Raw genomic sequence first — 18161 nt, 5'->3', positions numbered from 1 at the left:
AAGAACCGAACATGCGTAAAACCTTGCGTCGCCATCTGCTCGCCAGCCTTTTCCTGCTGGGCGCGCCTACCGTGGTGCCGGCTGTTGCCGCCGCTGCCGACAACCAGCAGTTCGTGCCCATGGCCACTTACCGGGTGGGCGCCTATGCCTCCAGCGGTATCCCGTGGTGGGCCGGTGAAATCGACTACTTCCGCTACATCAACGAGGTGGAGGGCGGCATCAACGGCGTCAAGCTCACCTGGCAGGAATGCGAGACCGAATGGAACGTCGACCGCATCGTCGAGTGCTACGAGCGCTACAAGAACGGCCAGGACGGGGCGCCCACGGCGTTCTTCTTCACCCACAGCACGCCAGGGTCGTATGCCTTGATGGAGAAGGGCGCGGCCGACCGCATCCCGCTGATCGACGGCGCTGGCGGGCGTACCGAGTCCACCGATGGCAGTGTGTTCCCCTATGCCTTCCCGCTGTTGCTGAACTACTACGGCCAGGCTTCGGTGGGCATCAACTATATCGCTGAGCGCGAGGGTGGTTTCGATAAGCTCAAAGGCAAGAAAATCGTCACCGTGTACCACGACTCGGCCTATGGCCGCGAAACCCAGGCGCCGATGCAATTGCTGGGGCAGAAGTATGGCTTCGAGAATATCCAGATCCCGGTGGCCGACCCGGGTAACGAACAGTCGGCGCAATGGCGCCAGGTGCGCCAGCTGAAGCCGGACTGGGTGTTCCTGCGGACATGGGGGGTATCAACGCCGGTTGGCATCAAGACGGCGGCGCGCTTCGGTATCCCGGTCGATCACATCATCGGGGATGTCTGGGCCGGCTCCGAGGCCGATGTGATCCCGGCCGGCAATGCGGCCAAGGGCTACCAGGCGCTAGCACCTTTCCCGGGCGGCAGCGACTTCGCCATCCATCAGCGCCTGCGCCAGCACATCCTTGATACGGGCAAGAGCGACCTCAAGGACCAAAGCTACTTCGGCAAGGTGTACTACAACATCGGCCTGATCAACGCCGCCATCGCCGTCGAGGCGCTGCGCACGGCACAGGGCAAATTCGGCAACCGCCCGCTTAACGGGGAAGAAGCGCGCTGGGGCTTCGAGCACCTGAACATCGATGCTGCGCGGCTCAAGGCCATCGGTTTTGAAGGCCTGCTGCCGCCACTGAAGCTGTCTTGCTCGGACCACGAAGGTGGCGGTGCAGCGCGGGTGCAGCAGTGGGACGGCGAGAAATGGGTACTGGTGACCGACTGGGTGCAGGCCGACCGGGCCACCTTGCGCCCGTTGATCGAGGCCAAGTCGGCCGCCTACGCCAAGGAAAAGGGCATCACGCCGCGCGATTGCGCCAGCGAGCTGTGAACACTCAACGACAGATCAGGGAAACCACCATGTACGCACCTTTCAAACGCTACGGCGCCGCCCTCGGCCTGGCCTTGGGCCTTGCCTCGGCATGGCTGCCGGTGGCCCAGGCGGCCAGCAACGAGCAGTTCTTCCCGCTGGCCACCTACCGGGTTGGCGCCTACGCCTCCAGCGGCATACCGGTATGGGCCGGGATGATCGACTACCTGCGCTACATCAACGAGGTCGAAGGCGGCATCAATGGCGTCAAGCTGGTATGGCAGGAGTGCGAAACCGAATGGACGGCCGAGAAGGGCATCGAGTGCTACGAGCGCTTCAAGAACGGCCTGAACGGCGCGCCGGTGGCCTTGTATCAGCCTAACGGCGCGCCGGCCGCTTACGCCCTGGCGGAAAAGGCCGAGGCCGACAAAATCCCGCTGATCACGCTGGGTTATGGCCGCACCGAAGCCACCGATGGCCGGGTATTCCCCTACAACTTCCCGGTCATGCTGACCTTCTACAGCGAGGCCTCTGCGTTCATCAACTATGTGGCCGAGCGCGAAGGCGGGCTGGACAAGCTCAAGGGCAAGAAGATCGCCACCGTCTACCACGATTCCGCCTACGGCCGCGAAACCCAGGGGCCGATGGCGTTGCTGGCGCAGAAATACGGCTTTGAGAACATCCAGATTCCGGTGGCCGACCCGGGCAATGAGCAGGCCGGGCAATGGCGCCAGGTGCGCCAGCAGAAGCCGGACTGGGTGTTCCTGCGCACCTGGGGTGTGTCCACGCCGGTCGCGATCAAGACGGCGGCGCGTTTCGGCTTCCCGGTGGACCGCATCGTCGGCGACATCTGGGCCAGTTCCAACGAAGACGTGCTGCCGGCAGGTGAGGCCGGCAAGGGTTACCTGGCGCTGACGCCGTACCCGGGCGGTGCCGATTTCGACATTCACCAGCGCATCCGCAAGTACATCGTCGACACCGGCAAGAGCGACCTCAAGGACCCGAACAGCTTTGGCAGCGTGTACTACAACTCGGGCCTTGTGAACGCGGCCATTGCCGTGGAGGCAATCCGCGCCGGGCAGAAGAAGTTTGGCAACCGCCCACTCACGGGCGAGGAAGGGCGCTGGGGCCTGGAGCACCTGAACCTGGGCGATGCCCGCCTGAAGGAAATCGGCTTCCTCGGCCTGATGCAGCCGTTGAAGCTGTCGTGCAGTGACCACGAAGGCGGTGGCGCGGCCAAGGTGCAGCAGTGGGATGGCCAGAAGTGGACGCTGGTGACTGACTGGGTACAGGCCGACCGCGCCACCCTGCGCCCGCTGATCGATGCCAAGGCAGGCGAGTTTGCCCGCGAGAAAGGCGTTACTCCCCGCGAATGCGCCAAAGACGAGGCCGCGCCATGACCCACGCCCCGCTTGCTGCCGAGCGCGCCCAGCAGTTGCTGGGCGTACAGGATATCGAAGTGATCTACGACGGCGCGATCCTGGCCGTGGCCGGGGTTTCCTTACGGGTCGGGCAGGGCGACATCGTCGCCTTGCTGGGCGCCAACGGGGCTGGCAAAAGCACCACGCTCAAGGCCATTTCCGGGTTGCTGCAAGCCGACCGTGCGCGGGTGAGCCGTGGGCATATCCGCTTCCACGGCCAGGACACCGCCGGCATCGCGGCCAACCGCCTGGCGGCCCAGGGCATTGTGCATGTGCTGGAGGGGCGACACGTGTTCGCCCACCTCACCATCGAGGAAAACCTGCGCACCGGGGGCTTCTTGCGCAAACCGGCGCGGCGCGAGCTGGAACAGGCGCTGGAGCGTATCTATGCCTGGTTCCCGCGCCTGAAGACCAAGCGCAAGACCCAGGCCGGGCTGACCTCGGGCGGCGAGCAGCAGATGCTGGCCATCGGTCGCGCACTGATGACCCAGCCACGGCTGGTGCTGCTGGACGAGCCCTCGATGGGGCTGGCGCCGATCATTGTCGAGGAAATCTTCGACATCGTGGCTCAGCTCAACGCCAAGGAAGGCATGAGTTTTCTGGTGGCCGAGCAGAACATCAACGTTGCCCTGCGCCACGCCGATTACGCCTACATCCTGGAGAACGGCCGGGTAGCGGGCGAGGGAGCAGCTGCCGAGCTGGCGGCGCGCGAAGACCTGCGGCACTTTTACCTGGGGGGCAAGGCTGGCTGAGTCCGAAACACTCGAAGCTGGCGCGTTCTCTGTGGGAGTAACTGTCTTATTCAAAATCTTCAAGCCCGCGCAATCTCTGTGGGAGCGGGCGAGTCGAGGCGTCGAACCGCCGCGAACACCGGCAAAGCCGGTGCCATCCACTGCGTTGCCTGTTTCGCGGGCGCGCCCGCTCCCACAGGGACTTCGCTGGGTTTTCTTTGGGTGTTCTCAGCACAACAGCAACTGAACAATCTGCCCGTGGAGTAATTGTCCTACACGTTGATATCTTGTTTAAGTTATTGATTTTTATGAAATTTATTCATGGCACGGTTATTGGAATAGCAGAACGCTTCCATTACCCGATAAGGACGTTCTGCCATGCGCTTGCGCAACTACCCACCCGTCACCCTGGCCCTGGCCATCGGCCTGAGTACCCCGGCATTCGCCGAGGACGAAGGCTTCATCGACGGCACCCAACTGCAAATCATCAACCGCAACTATTTCTTCAGCCAGGACTACCGCAACGGCGATTTCACCCGCAACCCCAATACCGGCGAGCGCCAGAGCCAACACCGCGAATGGGGCCACGGCATCATCGCCAACCTGCAATCGGGTTTCACTCAGGGTACGGTTGGCCTGGGCCTCGACCTGCAAGGCCTGGTCGGCCTGAAACTTGACGGTGGCAACGGCACAGTGGGCAACGGCGTGGGCGTGCCGGGGATTGTCTCGCGCTCGGGCAGCAACTTTGATGGCGAGCCCAAGGATGCCTACGGCAAGGTGGGTGTGGCGCTGAAAGCCCGTTTGGGCGATACCGAACTGCGCTACGGCGACGTCAGCCCGACCAGCCCTGTGCTTCACGCCAGTGACATTCGCCTGCTGCCGCAGACCTTGCGCGGCTTCATGTTCAACGACCACTCGCTACAAGGCCTGACCCTGCAGGGCGGCAAGCTGGAATCCAGTAGCGACCGCAACGCCAGCAACCACCGTGGCGACCTTGGCACTGTTTACGCAGGGCGGCTGAAGGGCGCCAATGATGTTGTCTACCTGGGTGGCGACTACCGCTTCAACGACCAGCTCAACCTGCGCCTGCACGCCAGCCGGCTGGATGATGTGTGGAACCAGCAGTTCTTCAACATCGACTACGTGCAGCCACTGGGCAACAGCCTGGCCCTTAAGACCGGCCTGGATTACTACCGCACCCGCGACAGCGGCCAGGCGCTGGCCGGCAAGATCGACAACGATTCATGGAGCGTGCATGCCGGCATCAACGCAGGCGGGCACGGCTTCAAGCTGTCGTATACGCGCATCGACGGCGATACCCCGTTCGACTATGTGTGGAACACCTATGACATCCAGCTGGACGCGGCATCGCAGGTGTCGGATTTCAACAACCCCAACGAACGGGCCTGGGAAGCGCGCTACGACTACAACTTTGCCGTGCTCGGCCTGCCTGGGCTTTCACTTACCGCCCGCTACGTGCGCGGCACCGATATCGACGGCACCCGCGCCGGTGGCGCCTACAGCTACTACAACGGTATCGAGGATGGCCGCCATTGGGAGCGCAACCTGTGGGTGCGTTACGTGGTGCAGGGCGGGCCGGCCAAGAACCTGTCGTTCAACGTGATGCAGGCCACCCACCGGGTGGGCGGGGGCCATACCGCCGAGGCCAACGTCGACGAGCTGCGGGTGATTGTCGAGTACCCGCTGGACATCAGCCTTTGAGTGGGCCCGGCAAACTGTTGGCCAGGCAACAGGCGATCTGCAGTTTGTCGGCCTCGGGGCTTTCCGAACCATCAGCTTGGTATCTAACAGGCTGAATCTAAAGGTTTTATCAGGTTGGCACAGGTTCTGCTGAATAGCTGTGGAACCTGTTATGCATGGAGCTGCACATGACGACCCTTTCACCCGTATCCAGCCTGCCCCCGCAGGCCCGTTCGGCGCCACGGCGCGCCGCCCATGTCATCCGCAGCGATGCCGAAGCCATCGAAGTCGCCCAGCGTCTGGCCGAGGATTTTGCCCAGGAGGCAGCCTTGCGCGACCGTGAGCGGCGCTTGCCATGGGACGAGCTTGATCGCTTTTCCGACAGTGGCTTGTGGGCGATCACCGTACCCAGGGAATTTGGCGGCGCGGGGGTGTCCTACGCCACCCTCAGTGAAGTGATTGCAACCATCTCGGCGGCCGATTCGTCCCTCGGCCAGTTGCCGCAAAACCACTTTGGTGTGCTCAGCAACCTGCGCCTGACCGGCAGCGAAACGCAGAAGCGCGACTACTTCGCCAAGGTGCTGCAGGGCTACCGCTTCGGCAATGCCTTTTCCGAATCGCGCGGCCAGTACGTGACCACCTTCCAGACGCAAATCCGCTTCGATGGCGACCGTGCGGTGATAGATGGCGAGAAGGCGTACTGCACCGGTGCCCTGTTTGCCCACATTGTTCCTGTTGCTGGCGTTGATGAGGAAGGGCGCCCGCATATCGCCTTCGTCCCACGTGACGCGGCAGGCCTGACCGTGGTCGACAGTTGGGATGGCTTCGGCCAGCGCATCACCGCCAGTGGCCAGGTGCGCCTTGACGGCGTGCAGGTGCCGGCCGCTGATGTGATCCCGGCCTGGAAGGCTTACGACCAGCCCACTGCCGATGGCCCGATCTCGCAGATCATCCAGGCCGCAGTGGATACCGGTATTGCCCGCGGCGCTTTCGCCGCCACCTTGCAGGCGGCCCGCCAGGCGCGGCCGTGGGCCGACAGCGGCTTGCAGCATGGCTGGCAAGACCCGCTCAGCCAGGCGCTGATTGGCGAACTGGCCTGGCGCCTGCAAGCGGCCGAAGCCATCTTGCGCCGTGCTGCGCAAGCCGTGGACCTGGCTGTAGCCCAGCCTGACGAGGACCATGTGGCGCAGGCCTCGGTGGTGGTTGGCCAGGCCAAGGTGCTGTCCACGGCCATTTCGCTGGAGGCTTCCAGCCGCCTGCTGGAGCTGGGTGGCACGCGCAGTGTATCGGCCAGCCAGGGGCTGGACCGCTTCTGGCGCAATGCCCGCACCCACACCCTGCACGACCCGGTGCGCTGGAAGTACCACCTGGTCGGCAATCAGTTGCTCAACGGCATCAAGCCACAACGTCACGCCTGGAACTGAGGAGGCGCACATGTCCAATACCCATTCCCATGGCCGGACCGACCTGGCACATGCCCGCCAGGTCGAGGCGGCACTGCTTGAATACTTGCGTGGCCAAAGTACGCGTCAGGAAACTTTGGTGATTGCCGCCGTGGGCGAGGTGCGCATCGCCATTGATGCGGCCGATGCACTGCTGGAGCGTGCGGATGATTCGCAGGCGTCGGCGATTGCGTTTCGGTTGGCGGCTGCCGAGGGGGCCAGGTTGGCCGGGCAGGCGTATTTCGAGCTGGCCGGTCGCAGCTTGGCGCGGCCTGAGGTGAACGGTGGTGAGCCTGTGCTGGCGACCCAGCGGCGGTTGTTGGGGGATCACTACCTCAATGGCGCGGCGTTGGCCGACGGCCTGGGCTAGCCGCAGATATTGCCGGGCCGCTTTGCGGCGCTTCGCGGCGGTTCGGCGCACCGCCTTGCCCGCACACAGGTTAGAGCCAAGTCCTGCGCAGATATTTCTGATTTGTTGCCAAAGTGGCTGTCCAGCTGGGCACTTCGGAAATATCCTACGACCCGCGTCCTCTGCCATCACCTGTTCAGTGGGAACCAGTGTCTCTAGGCTCTATCCGTCGCCGAACAACTTGGCGATCGGGTGTGGTAGCCCGGATGCATTTTTTCCATGACAGTCTATGGCGGCTGTGCGTGGGAGGCTTTCGAGCCTGCCTGGATTGGAAAATGCCCGGGTCTACCACCTCGCGTACAGTCGCCACCCATTCACGTGGTAGTGATGGTTGGCGGCCCTGAGGAGCATTTTCCATGATCAAGAAAATAGTCCCGGATCCACCCCTTCCATGCACTTCCACCCGTCCCTTTGGCCGCTGCGATGCCGGCCATGATCCCCTTTTCACCGTCAACCCGAACATTTCCGCCGAAGACGCTCTGGTCCACGTAGCTCTGTACCTGCGCAGCGCCTACGAAACCGGCTACAAAGCATTGGACTATATGCGCGAAGAAGGCCGGGGCATGCTCTGGTCGAACCTGCATGCGATTGAAATGGCAGAGGGTGTGGTGGAGGCGATACTCGATGGCATCGAGTCGACACCGCCACCGACAAACCGAACATCACAGGCATAACGCGACGGTTGTTGGGGGATCACTATCTCAATGGTGCGGCGTTGGCCCACGGCTTGGGCTCGCCGCAGACATAGCCGGGGCCGCTTTGCGGCCCATCGCAGGCAAGCCAGCTCCCACAGGGACCTGGCGATACTGAAGATTTGCACATTCCTTGTGGATCTGGCTTGCCTGCGATGGGCTCCCACAGGGACTTGGCAATACTGAGGATTTGCACATTCGGTGTGGGAGCTGGCTTGCCGGCGATGGGCTGCGCAGCAGCCCCAATGCGGATATTCAGGACTGCTTGGCACCCCCACCAATCTGCCACACATACGGTGGTTCAGTTCCATTCACGTGCCAGTCGCCAATGATCCGCTCCTTGTAGATCACCGGGTTGTGCGAAGCCGCTGTACGGGCGTTGCGCCAATGGCGGTCGAGTTGGCGGCTGGTGCTGGTGGTGGAGGCACCCAGGGCATTGAACAGGTCGCTGGTGGCGCGCAGCACCAGGTCGATGGCCGCCACCTGGGCCTGGGCCGACTCCAGTTCGGCAAGCACATTGGCCTGCTGTTCAGCGGCCGGGTCATTGGCAAACCGTGCCAGGTACGCCTGCTGGCTGGCCTCCGCAGCACGCAACGTCGCAGCTTCTGCGGCATACACCTGGCCCGAGGCCTTGCCGATCACTTGTAGCACCTGTGGGTCCTCACTGACTGCCGCGCCGTTGCCGTGGCTGAACACCCGGGTGCGCTTGCGGGTCTCGTGGCTGAAATCCCGCACGGCAGCACGCCCGGAGCCAGTGATCACGGCCAGCAGGACCAATTGGTAGAAGGCGGTCTGGTATTTGAAGCGGGTGCCAAAGTCGATGATGTTCTCTTCCTCGACCACCGCATTTTCGAACACCGAAGTACCGCTGCCGGTGGTGCGCTGGCCAAAGCCATCCCAATCATCGCTCTGGCGGATGCCGGGCTGGCGGGTGCGAATGGCCGCGATCACGTCGGCGCCGGTGTCATCGCGACGGGCGAACAGGTCGATCCAGTCGGAGAACAGGCTGCCGGTGCTGTAGTACTTCGTGCCGTTGACGACCCACTGCTCACCCTGGCGCGAAACGCGGGTGATGACATCGCCGATCTTCACCGCGCCGATCTCGGTCCAGGCGCAGCCCACCAGGTCACCTGCCACGAAGCGCTGGAACCACACGTCCTGTGGCGTGCTGGCGTGGGCATTGAGGCGGTCTTCGACGAAGGCGAAATGGCCGCGCAGGGCTTGCGGCACATTGGAATCGGCTTCGGCCAGTTCGATCAGCAACTGGAACAACTGCGGCAAGGACGCGCCGCCACCGCCATGTTCGACCGGTACTCGAACGGCGCCGAAGCCAGCCTCTTTCAGCCACTGTATCGGGTCATGGGGCAGGGTGCGGTTGCGTTCCCGTTCGACACTGCTTTCGGCAATACGGCTGAAAACGGGCCGGAAGCGTGCGACGAGCGTGGCGTAGTCGGTGCCGTTGGCAGGGGCGGGCAAGTGCTGTTCGAGGGCAGTCATCGGAATACTCCAGATACATGAAGGAGAAAGGTATGTACCGGTGATTGCACAGGTCGTGCCGGGCCGCGAAAGGCCCGTATGGCGGGGTTTGCGTTGTGTTTCGGGCGTTTCGGGCTGTGGCCGGATGGGGCAAGTTGTTGATTGGCTGTGGGCCGGGCAACAGTTTCTGATGGCGTTTGGGTTGGCAGGGGCTTGTCGGGAGGTTTGCAGCGCCTGTGAGATCGAGCGCCGCCCGCGCGGCGCATCGCGAGCAAGCTCGCTCCTACATCTGTTTCGGGCCAGTTATTCCTGACGCAGTGGCGCGCGCCCCCTTCCCGGCACCGGTCGCCTGATTTAATATACTTGCCAGTATAAATATTCGATGTGCACCCCTGCGAAAGGATTCATCATGTTGCGCCATGCCTTGTCCATCGCTCTGCCCGCCGTTGCCGCGTTGTTGTTGGCGGCATGCGGCCAGGAAACCACCCCGCCTGCCGCGCCGCGTCCGGCGTTGGTGGTGCAGCCGCAGCCAGCCGAAGCCGCTGCCGACAGTTACCCTGGCGAAGTGCGTGCGCGCTTCGAGCCGGAGCTTGCCTTCCGCATTGGCGGCAAGGTTAGCAAACGCCTCGTCGAGGAGGGGCAGCGTGTCAAGGCCGACCAGCCGCTGGCGGAACTGGACCCGCAAGACGTGCGCCTGCAGCTGGAAGCCAACCGCGCCCAGATGGCGGCGGCCGAGGCCAACCTGGCGCTGGTGCGCGCCGAGCGTGATCGCTACCAGAAGCTGCTGGACCGGCAGATGGTTAGCCATTCCCAGTTCGACAATGCCGAAAACCTCTACCGCGCCGGCCTTGCCCGCCTGAAACAGGCCAAGGCCGAGTTCGATGTGGCTGGCAACCAGGCCGAATATGCCGTGCTGCGCGCGCCGCAGGCCGGGGTGGTGGCCAAGCGTCAGGTCGAAGTGGGCCAGGTAGTTGCCGCCGGGCAAACCGTGTTCACCCTGGCCGCCGATGGCGAACGCGAAGTGGTCATCGGCCTGCCTGAGCAGCAGTTTGCCCGCTTTGCCGTCGGCCAACCGGTCAGCGTCGAGCTTTGGTCGCACCCGCAAGAGCGCTTCCAGGGGCGCATCCGCGAGTTGTCGCCAGCCGCCGACCCACGCTCGCGCACCTTCGCTGCGCGCATCGCCTTCACCTCGGCCGCCACGCCCGCGGAACTGGGCCAGAGCGCCCGGGTGTTCATTGCCCATGAGGGGTTGATCCCGTTGGCGGTGCCGCTGTCGGCGGTGACTGCGGAAAACGGCCAGGCCTATGTGTGGCGGGTCAACAAGGACAGCCGCCTGGAGCGGGCCGTGGTGCGCCTGGGGGCGTATGGCAGCGACAGTGTACCGGTACTCGAAGGCCTTGCCCCGGGCGACTGGGTGGTCGCCGCCGGTGGCCATGTGCTGCGCGAGGGCCAGGAGGTTCGCCCTGTGGACCGCAGCAACCGTGTAGTGAACCTGACGGCCAAGGAGTAAGTCCCGATGGGTTTCAACCTTTCTGCCTGGGCGCTGCGCAACCGCCAGATCGTCCTGTTCCTGATGATCCTGCTGGCGGCCATTGGCGCCATGTCCTACACCAAGCTCGGCCAGAGCGAGGACCCGCCATTCACCTTCAAGGCCATGGTCATCCGTACCCTGTGGCCTGGCGCCAGCGCTGAGGAAGTGTCGCGCCAGGTCACCGAACGCATCGAGAAGAAGCTGATGGAAACCGGCGAGTACGAGAAGATTGTCTCGTTCTCCCGCCCGGGCGAATCGCAGGTCACCTTCATGGCCCGCGACTCGCTGCATTCCAAGGACATCCCCGAGCTGTGGTACCAGATCCGCAAGAAGGTCGCGGACATTCGCCATACCCTGCCACCGGAGATCCAGGGCCCGTTCTTCAACGACGAATTCGGCACCACCTTCGGCAACATCTATGCGCTGACCGGCGAGGGCTTCGACTATGCGGTGCTCAAGGATTACGCCGACCGCATCCAGATCCAGCTGCAGCGGGTCAAGGATGTGGGCAAGGTCGAGCTGGTCGGCCTGCAAGACGAGAAAATCTGGATCGAGCTGTCCAACCTCAAGCTGGCTACCCTTGGCGTGCCACTGCAGGCTGTGCAACAGGCGCTGCAGGAGCAGAACGCAGTAAGCACGGCAGGCTTCTTTGAAACGCCCAGCGAGCGCCTGCAACTGCGGGTGAGTGGGCGCTTCGACAGCGTCGAGCAGATTCGCCAGTTCCCCATCCGTGTGGGTGACCGCACCTTCCGCATAGGCGATGTGGCGGACGTGCACCGTGGTTTCAACGACCCACCCGCCCCGCGCATGCGCTTCATGGGCGAAGATGCCATTGGCCTGGCCGTGTCGATGAAGGACGGCGGCGACATACTGGTGCTCGGCAAGGCCCTGGAAGGCGAGTTTGAGCGAGTAGCGCGCAACCTGCCGGCCGGCATGGAGCTGCGCAAAGTCTCGGACCAGCCGGCGGCGGTGAAGGCCGGTGTGGGCGAGTTTGTCCAGGTGCTGGTCGAGGCACTGGTCATCGTGCTGCTGGTGAGCTTCTTCTCGCTGGGGCTGCGTACCGGCCTGGTGGTGGCGCTGGCAATCCCGCTGGTGCTGGCCATGACCTTTGCCGCCATGCATTACTTCGGCATCGGCCTGCACAAGATCTCCCTCGGTGCGCTGGTGCTGGCCCTGGGCTTGCTGGTGGACGACGCGATCATTGCCGTAGAGATGATGGCGATCAAGATGGAGCAGGGCTATGACCGCCTCAAGGCGGCCAGCTATGCCTGGAGCAGCACTGCATTCCCGATGCTCACCGGCACCCTGATTACCGCGGCGGGCTTCCTGCCCATTGCCACTGCTGCCTCCAGCACCGGCGAATATACCCGCTCGATCTTCCAGGTGGTGACCATCGCGTTGCTGACCTCGTGGGTGGCGGCCGTGGTGTTCGTGCCCTACCTTGGCGAGCGCCTGCTGCCAGACCTGGCCAAGCTGCATGCCGCACGCCATGGCACGGACGGCCACGCGCCAGACCCTTACGCCACACCGTTCTACCAGCGTGTGCGACGGGTGGTGGAGTGGTGCGTGCGGCGGCGCAAGACCGTGATCCTGCTGACCGTAGCCGCCTTTGTCGGCAGCATCCTGCTGTTCCGCTTCGTGCCCCAGCAGTTCTTCCCGGCTTCCGGGCGCCCCGAGCTGATGGTTGACCTGAAGCTGGCCGAAGGCGCCTCGCTGGCCAACACCGCCGAACGGGTCAAGCAACTGGAGGCACTGCTCAAGCAGCAGGAGGGTATCGACAACTACGTGGCTTACGTGGGCACGGGTTCGCCGCGCTTCTACCTGCCGCTGGACCAGCAACTGCCGGCCGCCAGCTTTGCCCAGTTCGTGGTGCTGGCCAAGTCGATGGAAGACCGCGAGCGCTTGCGCAGCTGGCTGATCAGCACCATGGACCAGCAATTCCCCGACCTGCGCGCCCGGGTGACGCGCCTGGAAAACGGCCCGCCCGTGGGCTACCCGGTGCAGTTCCGGGTCACTGGCGAGCACATCGAAAAGGCCCGTGCGCTGGCCCGTGAAGTGGCCGACAAGGTGCGTGAGAACCCGCATGTGGTCAACGTGCACCTGGACTGGGAAGAGCCGAGCAAGGCGGTGTTCCTGGAGATCGACCAGGACCGTGCCCGCGCCTTGGGCGTGAGCACGGCGCACTTGTCCAGCTTCCTGCAAAGTTCGCTGACCGGCACCACGGTCAGCCAGTACCGCGAGGACAACGAGCTGATCGAGATCCTGCTGCGCGGCACCCAACAGGAGCGCGGTGAGCTGGGCAACCTCGGCAGCCTGGCACTGCCTACCGACAATGGCCAGAGCGTGGCGCTGTCGCAGGTCGCAACGCTGGAGTACGGCTTCGAGGAAGGCATTATCTGGCACCGCAACCGCCTGCCGACGGTGACCGTGCGCGCCGATATCTACGACAAGGAGCAACCGGCCACGCTGGTGAAACAGATCGAACCGACGCTGCAGGAGATTCGCGCCAAGCTGCCGGATGGCTACCTGCTGGAAGTGGGCGGCACGGTGGAGGACTCCGAGCGCGGACAGAAGTCGGTGAACGCCGGCATGCCGCTGTTCGTGGTGGTGGTGCTGAGCCTGCTGATGATCCAGCTGCGCAGCTTCTCGCGCACGGTGATGGTGTTCCTCACGGCGCCGCTTGGGCTGATTGGCGTGACCCTGTTCCTGTTGGTGTTCCGCCAGCCGTTCGGTTTTGTCGCCATGCTGGGCACCATTGCCCTGGCAGGGATGATCATGCGCAACTCGGTGATCCTGGTGGACCAGATCGAGCAGGACATCGCGGCCGGGATGGAGCGTTGGCAGGCGATCATCGAGGCCACGGTGCGGCGTTTCCGGCCGATCGTGCTGACCGCACTGGCGGCGGTGCTGGCGATGATTCCGCTGTCACGCAGCGTGTTCTACGGGCCGATGGCGGTGGCGATCATGGGGGGGTTGATCGTGGCCACGGCGTTGACCCTGTTGTTCCTGCCGGCGTTGTATGCGGCGTGGTTCAGGGTGAAGAAGGGCTGAGGGCCGCAGGGGAGGGCTTTGCCCTCCTTTCGCCGGCAAGCCAGCTCCCACAGAGACCGCACAGGGCTTGAGTTTGATGCGGTCGAGGTGGGAGCTGGCTTGCCGGCGATGGGCTGCAAAGCAGCCCCAAAGGGCCCTCAAAGGGCGCCGAACACCTTCTTGGCCAGGCTGGTCGCGGCCTGGGCCGGGTTCTCGCGAATGCTCTGCTCTTGCTTGCCAATCATCTCGAACAGGCCATCCAGCGCCTTCTCGGTCACGTAGTTCTCGATATTGGCGTCATCCTTGACCAGCCCCAGGCCTTTGGCCTGTGCGGCAAACGCATTGTACTGCTGGGCCACGCCCACCTTGTCGGTCGCCTGCTTGACGATCGGCAGGAACTTGGCGCGGATCTGCTCGCGGCTGCTCTTGTTCAGGTATTGGGTGGCGGAGTCGTCACCGCCGCTGAGGATGCCCTTGGCGTCGGTCACGCTCATGTTCTTCACGGCATCCACCAGGATCGCCTGGGCTTGCGGCACGGCAGCTTCGGCAGCCTTGTTCATGCTGGTTTCCAGGGCTTCGACCTGGTCACCCTTGCCGAACATCTTCATGGCTTTGGCCGCTTTGCCCAGGTTGCCCGGCAGTTCGATGCGCACGTCCGGGTTGTTGCTGAAACCGCCTGGGGTGCTCAGCTGCTTGACGGCCAGCTGCGCGCCTTGGGTCAGGGCATCTTTCAGGCCGCCGGTGGCGTCCTTCTGGGTCAGGTCGCCCAGCGACAGGGCCAGGGCGCTGGCCGAAAGCAGCAGGCCGGCGCACAGGGTGGTGAAACGCAGGGAAGTGCGGAACATGTAGCTTTCCTTGTAAACAGGTGAGTACGGGTATCAGCGAACCGGGTCGACCTTGATGCGTACCGATTTCGGGTCGCTGCCGTCGAGCATCACACCATGGTGCTCGGTATTGATGAACAGCAGTTTGCCATCCAGCTCGATGCGCGCGCTAACCGAATAGCGGTGGCCGGGTTTGACCTGGGCCGGGTCGTAGGTGAGGTGAAAAGGCAGTGGCACGTTGCCTTTGACCGGGCCGGCCTGGCGAGCCAGGGTCACGGCAGGGGCGTCCATCAGCGAAACATCCTGCAACTCTACGCTCAGGGTAGCGGCAGGTGGCAGCGCAATACGCTGCAGGTAGAAGACTTCACCGTCCAGGCTGGCCTGGGTGGAAGGGGTGTGGCTGGAACAGGCTGCGAGCAGGGATGCGCAACACAGCATAAAGAGCTTTTTCATGGAATCTCCGAAGTCCTTGGCGCTGGCTTGTGGCCAACCCCAAGGACTTTAGCGGATTTTGCGCAATGAATCAGCGCCGAAGCTTGGCCCGGCGGCCAGCCAATCGACGGTTTTTTTGCTGATTTACCGGCCTGTCCCCTTGGCAATCGGGTCGACAGTTACCCGTTGTGTACCAGACACGCTACCTGGCGCTATCGGGTGACGGCTGCTGTTGATGTAGTGCAGTTGGCCATCTTTCTCGATGCGCACGGCGAGCGCATAACTGCGGTCTGGGTCGATCAGGCTGCTGTCGAAGGTCAGTTGCAGATTGATCGGCATCAGGCCGCCGCAGCGCAGTCGCAGTTCGGCAAGGCTGACGGATCGTGCATCGGCGGTCGAGACATCGAGCAGGCTCAGCTCGACCAGCCCGGAGGGTGGAAGCGTGCTATCGCCGGAGGAAACGATTTCAACGTTCAACGACTTCATTTGTGTCATGTTGGATCTCCTTGAGAGGGATGTGCTGAAGTAGCACCGTCACCCTGATCCCCCTCAAGGGCCAATGGCAGCCTGAAAAGCTACCCTTCTGTCACCTGCGCAGGCTCATCGTGGTGCAAGGCTACCTGGCGGATCGACAGGCGCAGCTCGGCCGACAGCACCCGCTTGGCCACGCCCTCGGCCAGCTCGCCAAGCTTGTCGTGGTAGCCCAGCTTGCCTTGCGCATCGGCCTGCAGCACGCCTTGCTCAAGCAGGGTCTGGATGAAGTGGCGGAACAAGGTCTTGTCGAAGAACTCCGGGGCATTCAAACCGTGCAGGATCGACAGGCGCTGGGCCATCATCACGCACAGGTCTTCAAGCGCCTCGGCGCTGAGGCTGTTCTGGCCGCTGTTGAGCAGCAGCGAGGTGGCCATGTAGAAGCGCTGCAAGGTCTGGGTGATGGTGCGGGCGAGCAGGGTGAGCAGCACGAATTGCCGCGAGCTGGGTGCCGGGCGTATGTACACGTCACCGTCCTGGCGCAGCAGGCCCTGTTCGACCAGCGCGGCCAGCCACTGGTCGATCACCCCGTCCAGCTGCTCTGGCGTCCAGCGCAGGAACAGTTCGGCCTGCAGGTACGGGTACAGCGCCTGTACATACTGGCCAAGCAGTTCGCGGCTCATGCGTGAGCTGCTGAGGAAGAAGCTGGCCAGCAGCGCCGGCAGGGCGAAGATGTGCAGCACATTGTTGCGGTAATAGGTCATCAGTACCGCATTGCCTTCATCCAGGTACAGGATGCGGCCCAGGGCGTCCTTCTGTTCGGCCACCAGGTTCATGCTGCGCACATGTTCGATCAGCGCCTGGCCGTCGCCGTCAAGCAAGGTGGTGTGCGGCGAGTAGGGCACCTGCCGCAGCAAGGCCAGGTACAGGTCGAGCACACGGGTCAGCGCGCGTTCGTCCAGGGCCAGGCGGCTGGTGGACAGCAGTGCCAATGCCACCAGGTTGACCGGGTTGATAGCCGCTGCCTCGTTGAGGTGACGGGCCACGGTTTCGCCAAGGCGGGTGGTGGCGGCGTTGAGCCAGGCCGGGCGGTACTGCGGACCGTGGTCCTGCTCACGCCAGCCGGGCTGTTGCTGGTCAAGGAAACCGGCCAGGCGGATGGGTTCGCCGAAGTTGACGTAGACCTGCCCAAAGCGCTGCTTGAGCGCGCCAAACACCTTGAAGATGTCGAACACCGACTCCTTCTTCTTGCTGGCACCGCGCAGCTCACCCAGGTAGGTGCGGCCTTCGAGCACGCGCTCGTAGCCGATATACACCGGCACGAACACGATGGGGGTACGTGACGAGCGCAGGAAGCTGCGCAAGGTGATGGCCAGCATGCCGGTACGCGGTTGCAGCATGCGCCCGGTACGCGAGCGGCCACCTTCGACGAAGTACTCGACCGGGAAGCCCTTGGTGTACAGGGTGTGCAGGTACTCGTTGAACACGGCGGTGTACAGCGGGTTGCCCTTGAACGTGCGGCGCATGAAGAAGGCACCGCCACGACGCAGCAGGTTGCCGACCACGGGCATGTTCAGGTTGATGCCCGCTGCCACGTGTGGCGGGGTGAGGCCGTTGCGGAACAGCAGGTACGACAGCAGCAGGTAGTCGATATGGCTGCGGTGGCAGGGCACGTAGATCACTTCATGGCCGGGGGCAATGCCCTGCACCTGCTCGATGTGGTTGACCTTGATGCCGTCGTAGATCTTGTTCCAGAACCAGCTGAGCACCACTTCGAGGAAGCGGATGGCGGTGTAGGTGTAGTCCGAAGCAATCTCGTTGCCGTAGCGCATTGCCTGGGCCTCGGCCTTGGCCAGCGGCAGGTTCTCGCGCTGTGCTTCTTCGACGATGGCCTGGCGCACCTGCGGGGCGTGGATCAGGCCTTTGACCAGGTTGCGCCGGTGCGAGATATCGGGGCCGATGACGGCCGTCTTGAGGTTGCGAAAATGCACGCGCATCAGGCGTTGGGCCATGCGCACGGTGCGCTCGTGCCCCTTGTTGTGCTGCACCAGTTCGCGCAGGTGGATCGGCGCAGAGAATTGCACCCGGGTCTTGCGCCCCAGAATCAATACGGTCAGCAGCCGGCGCAGGCGCCCGGTCACCGCCCAGCTGTCGGCGAACAGCAGCTTCCACGGGCTGGACTCGCTGGCGGGTGTCTGGCCCCAGAACACGCTGACCGGAATGATCTGCGCATCTTCCTCGGCATGCTGGCTGACGGCCGCGACCAGGCGCTCAAGCGTTGGCGGGGCGCCGCGTTTGTCCTGGCGGCCAAGCCAGTCCGGGTCGGGTGTGAGGTAGAAGAACGCGGCCGGCTCCTGCAGCGGGCCGACAGATACCGGCAGCACCGGGCGCGGCAGCCCTGCCTTGGTGCATTCGTGGTCAAGCACGGCCAGGTCGGTGAGCGCGGGCGAGGGCAGTGCATAGAACACCGGCCGGCTGCGGTCGAGGTTGAGGGACATGGAAGACTGGTTGATGGTCTCGGAGCGCACCCACAGGTACAACAGGCGACGCAGGCCGCCGAAGATCAGGCGGTGCAGGGGGGAACGGGTCATGGGGTGTGTGCCCTGGGTGTGATGTTCAGGTGAGTATCCAGCTATTTAGTCTGCCGTATCGGCGTAAGTTCAGCAAAAA

At 63.7% G+C, this 18161-nt stretch carries 14 protein-coding genes; 9 read left to right on the top strand and 5 right to left on the bottom strand.

From position 1 onward, the window contains the following. Positions 1–11 precede the first annotated feature (11 nt). The 7 genes from ACFY9W_RS12075 to ACFY9W_RS12045 all read left to right on the top strand — a co-directional run bounded on the left by ACFY9W_RS12075 (position 12) and on the right by ACFY9W_RS12045 (position 7709). Positions 12–1352, top strand: coding sequence for an ABC transporter substrate-binding protein (locus tag ACFY9W_RS12075; RefSeq protein WP_391130220.1), 1341 nt, complete (start codon positions 12–14; stop codon positions 1350–1352). A gap of 29 nt (positions 1353–1381) precedes the next feature. Next, positions 1382–2731, top strand: a complete 1350-nt coding sequence (locus ACFY9W_RS12070; protein WP_391130217.1) for an ABC transporter substrate-binding protein — start codon at positions 1382–1384, stop codon at positions 2729–2731. Further along, a complete protein-coding gene (locus ACFY9W_RS12065) occupies positions 2728–3504 on the top strand; it encodes an ATP-binding cassette domain-containing protein (RefSeq protein WP_391130214.1) in 777 nt (258 codons plus the stop codon). Before ACFY9W_RS12070 ends, ACFY9W_RS12065 begins: the two co-directional genes overlap by 4 nt. Before the next feature lie 357 nt (positions 3505–3861). Further along, positions 3862–5205: an OprD family outer membrane porin gene (locus ACFY9W_RS12060; RefSeq protein WP_391130211.1), complete on the top strand. Its 1344-nt coding sequence runs from the start codon at positions 3862–3864 to the stop codon at positions 5203–5205. A gap of 167 nt (positions 5206–5372) precedes the next feature. Continuing rightward, positions 5373–6608: an SfnB family sulfur acquisition oxidoreductase gene (locus tag ACFY9W_RS12055; protein WP_391130208.1), complete on the top strand. Its 1236-nt coding sequence runs from the start codon at positions 5373–5375 to the stop codon at positions 6606–6608. A gap of 10 nt (positions 6609–6618) precedes the next feature. Then, the gene (locus tag ACFY9W_RS12050) at positions 6619–6996 is read left to right on the top strand and encodes a hypothetical protein (protein ID WP_391130205.1); all 378 of its coding nucleotides are present in this window, start codon (positions 6619–6621) and stop codon (positions 6994–6996) included. Between the two features lie 395 nt (positions 6997–7391). Further along, a complete protein-coding gene (locus ACFY9W_RS12045) occupies positions 7392–7709 on the top strand; it encodes a hypothetical protein (RefSeq protein WP_391130202.1) in 318 nt (105 codons plus the stop codon). Positions 7710–7982: 273 nt separating this feature from the next. On the opposite strand, the gene ACFY9W_RS12040 is transcribed toward ACFY9W_RS12045, so the two are convergent. Continuing rightward, positions 7983–9224: an acyl-CoA dehydrogenase family protein gene (locus ACFY9W_RS12040; protein ID WP_391130199.1), complete on the bottom strand. Its 1242-nt coding sequence runs from the start codon at positions 9222–9224 to the stop codon at positions 7983–7985. Positions 9225–9612: 388 nt separating this feature from the next. Here ACFY9W_RS12040 and ACFY9W_RS12035 point away from each other — a divergent pair, with 388 nt between their 5' ends. Together ACFY9W_RS12035 and ACFY9W_RS12030 are read left to right on the top strand one after the other, a co-directional pair. Then, a complete protein-coding gene (locus ACFY9W_RS12035) occupies positions 9613–10713 on the top strand; it encodes an efflux RND transporter periplasmic adaptor subunit (RefSeq protein WP_391130196.1) in 1101 nt (366 codons plus the stop codon). Positions 10714–10719: 6 nt separating this feature from the next. After that, on the top strand, positions 10720–13785 hold the full coding sequence (locus ACFY9W_RS12030) for an efflux RND transporter permease subunit (RefSeq protein WP_391130193.1): 3066 nt from the start codon (positions 10720–10722) through the stop codon (positions 13783–13785). Positions 13786–13922: 137 nt separating this feature from the next. Here ACFY9W_RS12030 and ACFY9W_RS12025 read toward each other — a convergent pair whose 3' ends face one another. From ACFY9W_RS12025 to plsB, 4 genes are all read right to left on the bottom strand, one after another. Then, positions 13923–14609, bottom strand: a complete 687-nt coding sequence (locus tag ACFY9W_RS12025; RefSeq protein WP_391130190.1) for a DUF4197 family protein — start codon at positions 14607–14609, stop codon at positions 13923–13925. 33 nt (positions 14610–14642) lie between these two features. Continuing rightward, complete coding sequence (locus tag ACFY9W_RS12020) at positions 14643–15041, bottom strand: YbaY family lipoprotein (RefSeq protein ID WP_391130187.1); 399 nt, start codon at positions 15039–15041, stop codon at positions 14643–14645. 123 nt (positions 15042–15164) lie between these two features. Further along, a complete protein-coding gene (locus ACFY9W_RS12015) occupies positions 15165–15515 on the bottom strand; it encodes a YbaY family lipoprotein (protein ID WP_391130184.1) in 351 nt (116 codons plus the stop codon). 80 nt (positions 15516–15595) lie between these two features. Continuing rightward, complete coding sequence (gene plsB, locus ACFY9W_RS12010; RefSeq protein ID WP_391130181.1) at positions 15596–18082, bottom strand: glycerol-3-phosphate 1-O-acyltransferase PlsB; 2487 nt, start codon at positions 18080–18082, stop codon at positions 15596–15598. Positions 18083–18161 lie beyond the last annotated feature (79 nt).

It is taken from the genome of Pseudomonas sp. NPDC008258 (assembly GCF_042956345.1).
In the GTDB taxonomy this organism is placed as follows: domain Bacteria; phylum Pseudomonadota; class Gammaproteobacteria; order Pseudomonadales; family Pseudomonadaceae; genus Aquipseudomonas.
Note: the sequence above shows the minus strand (reverse complement) of the source record. Positions and strands in the feature narration are given on the sequence as shown.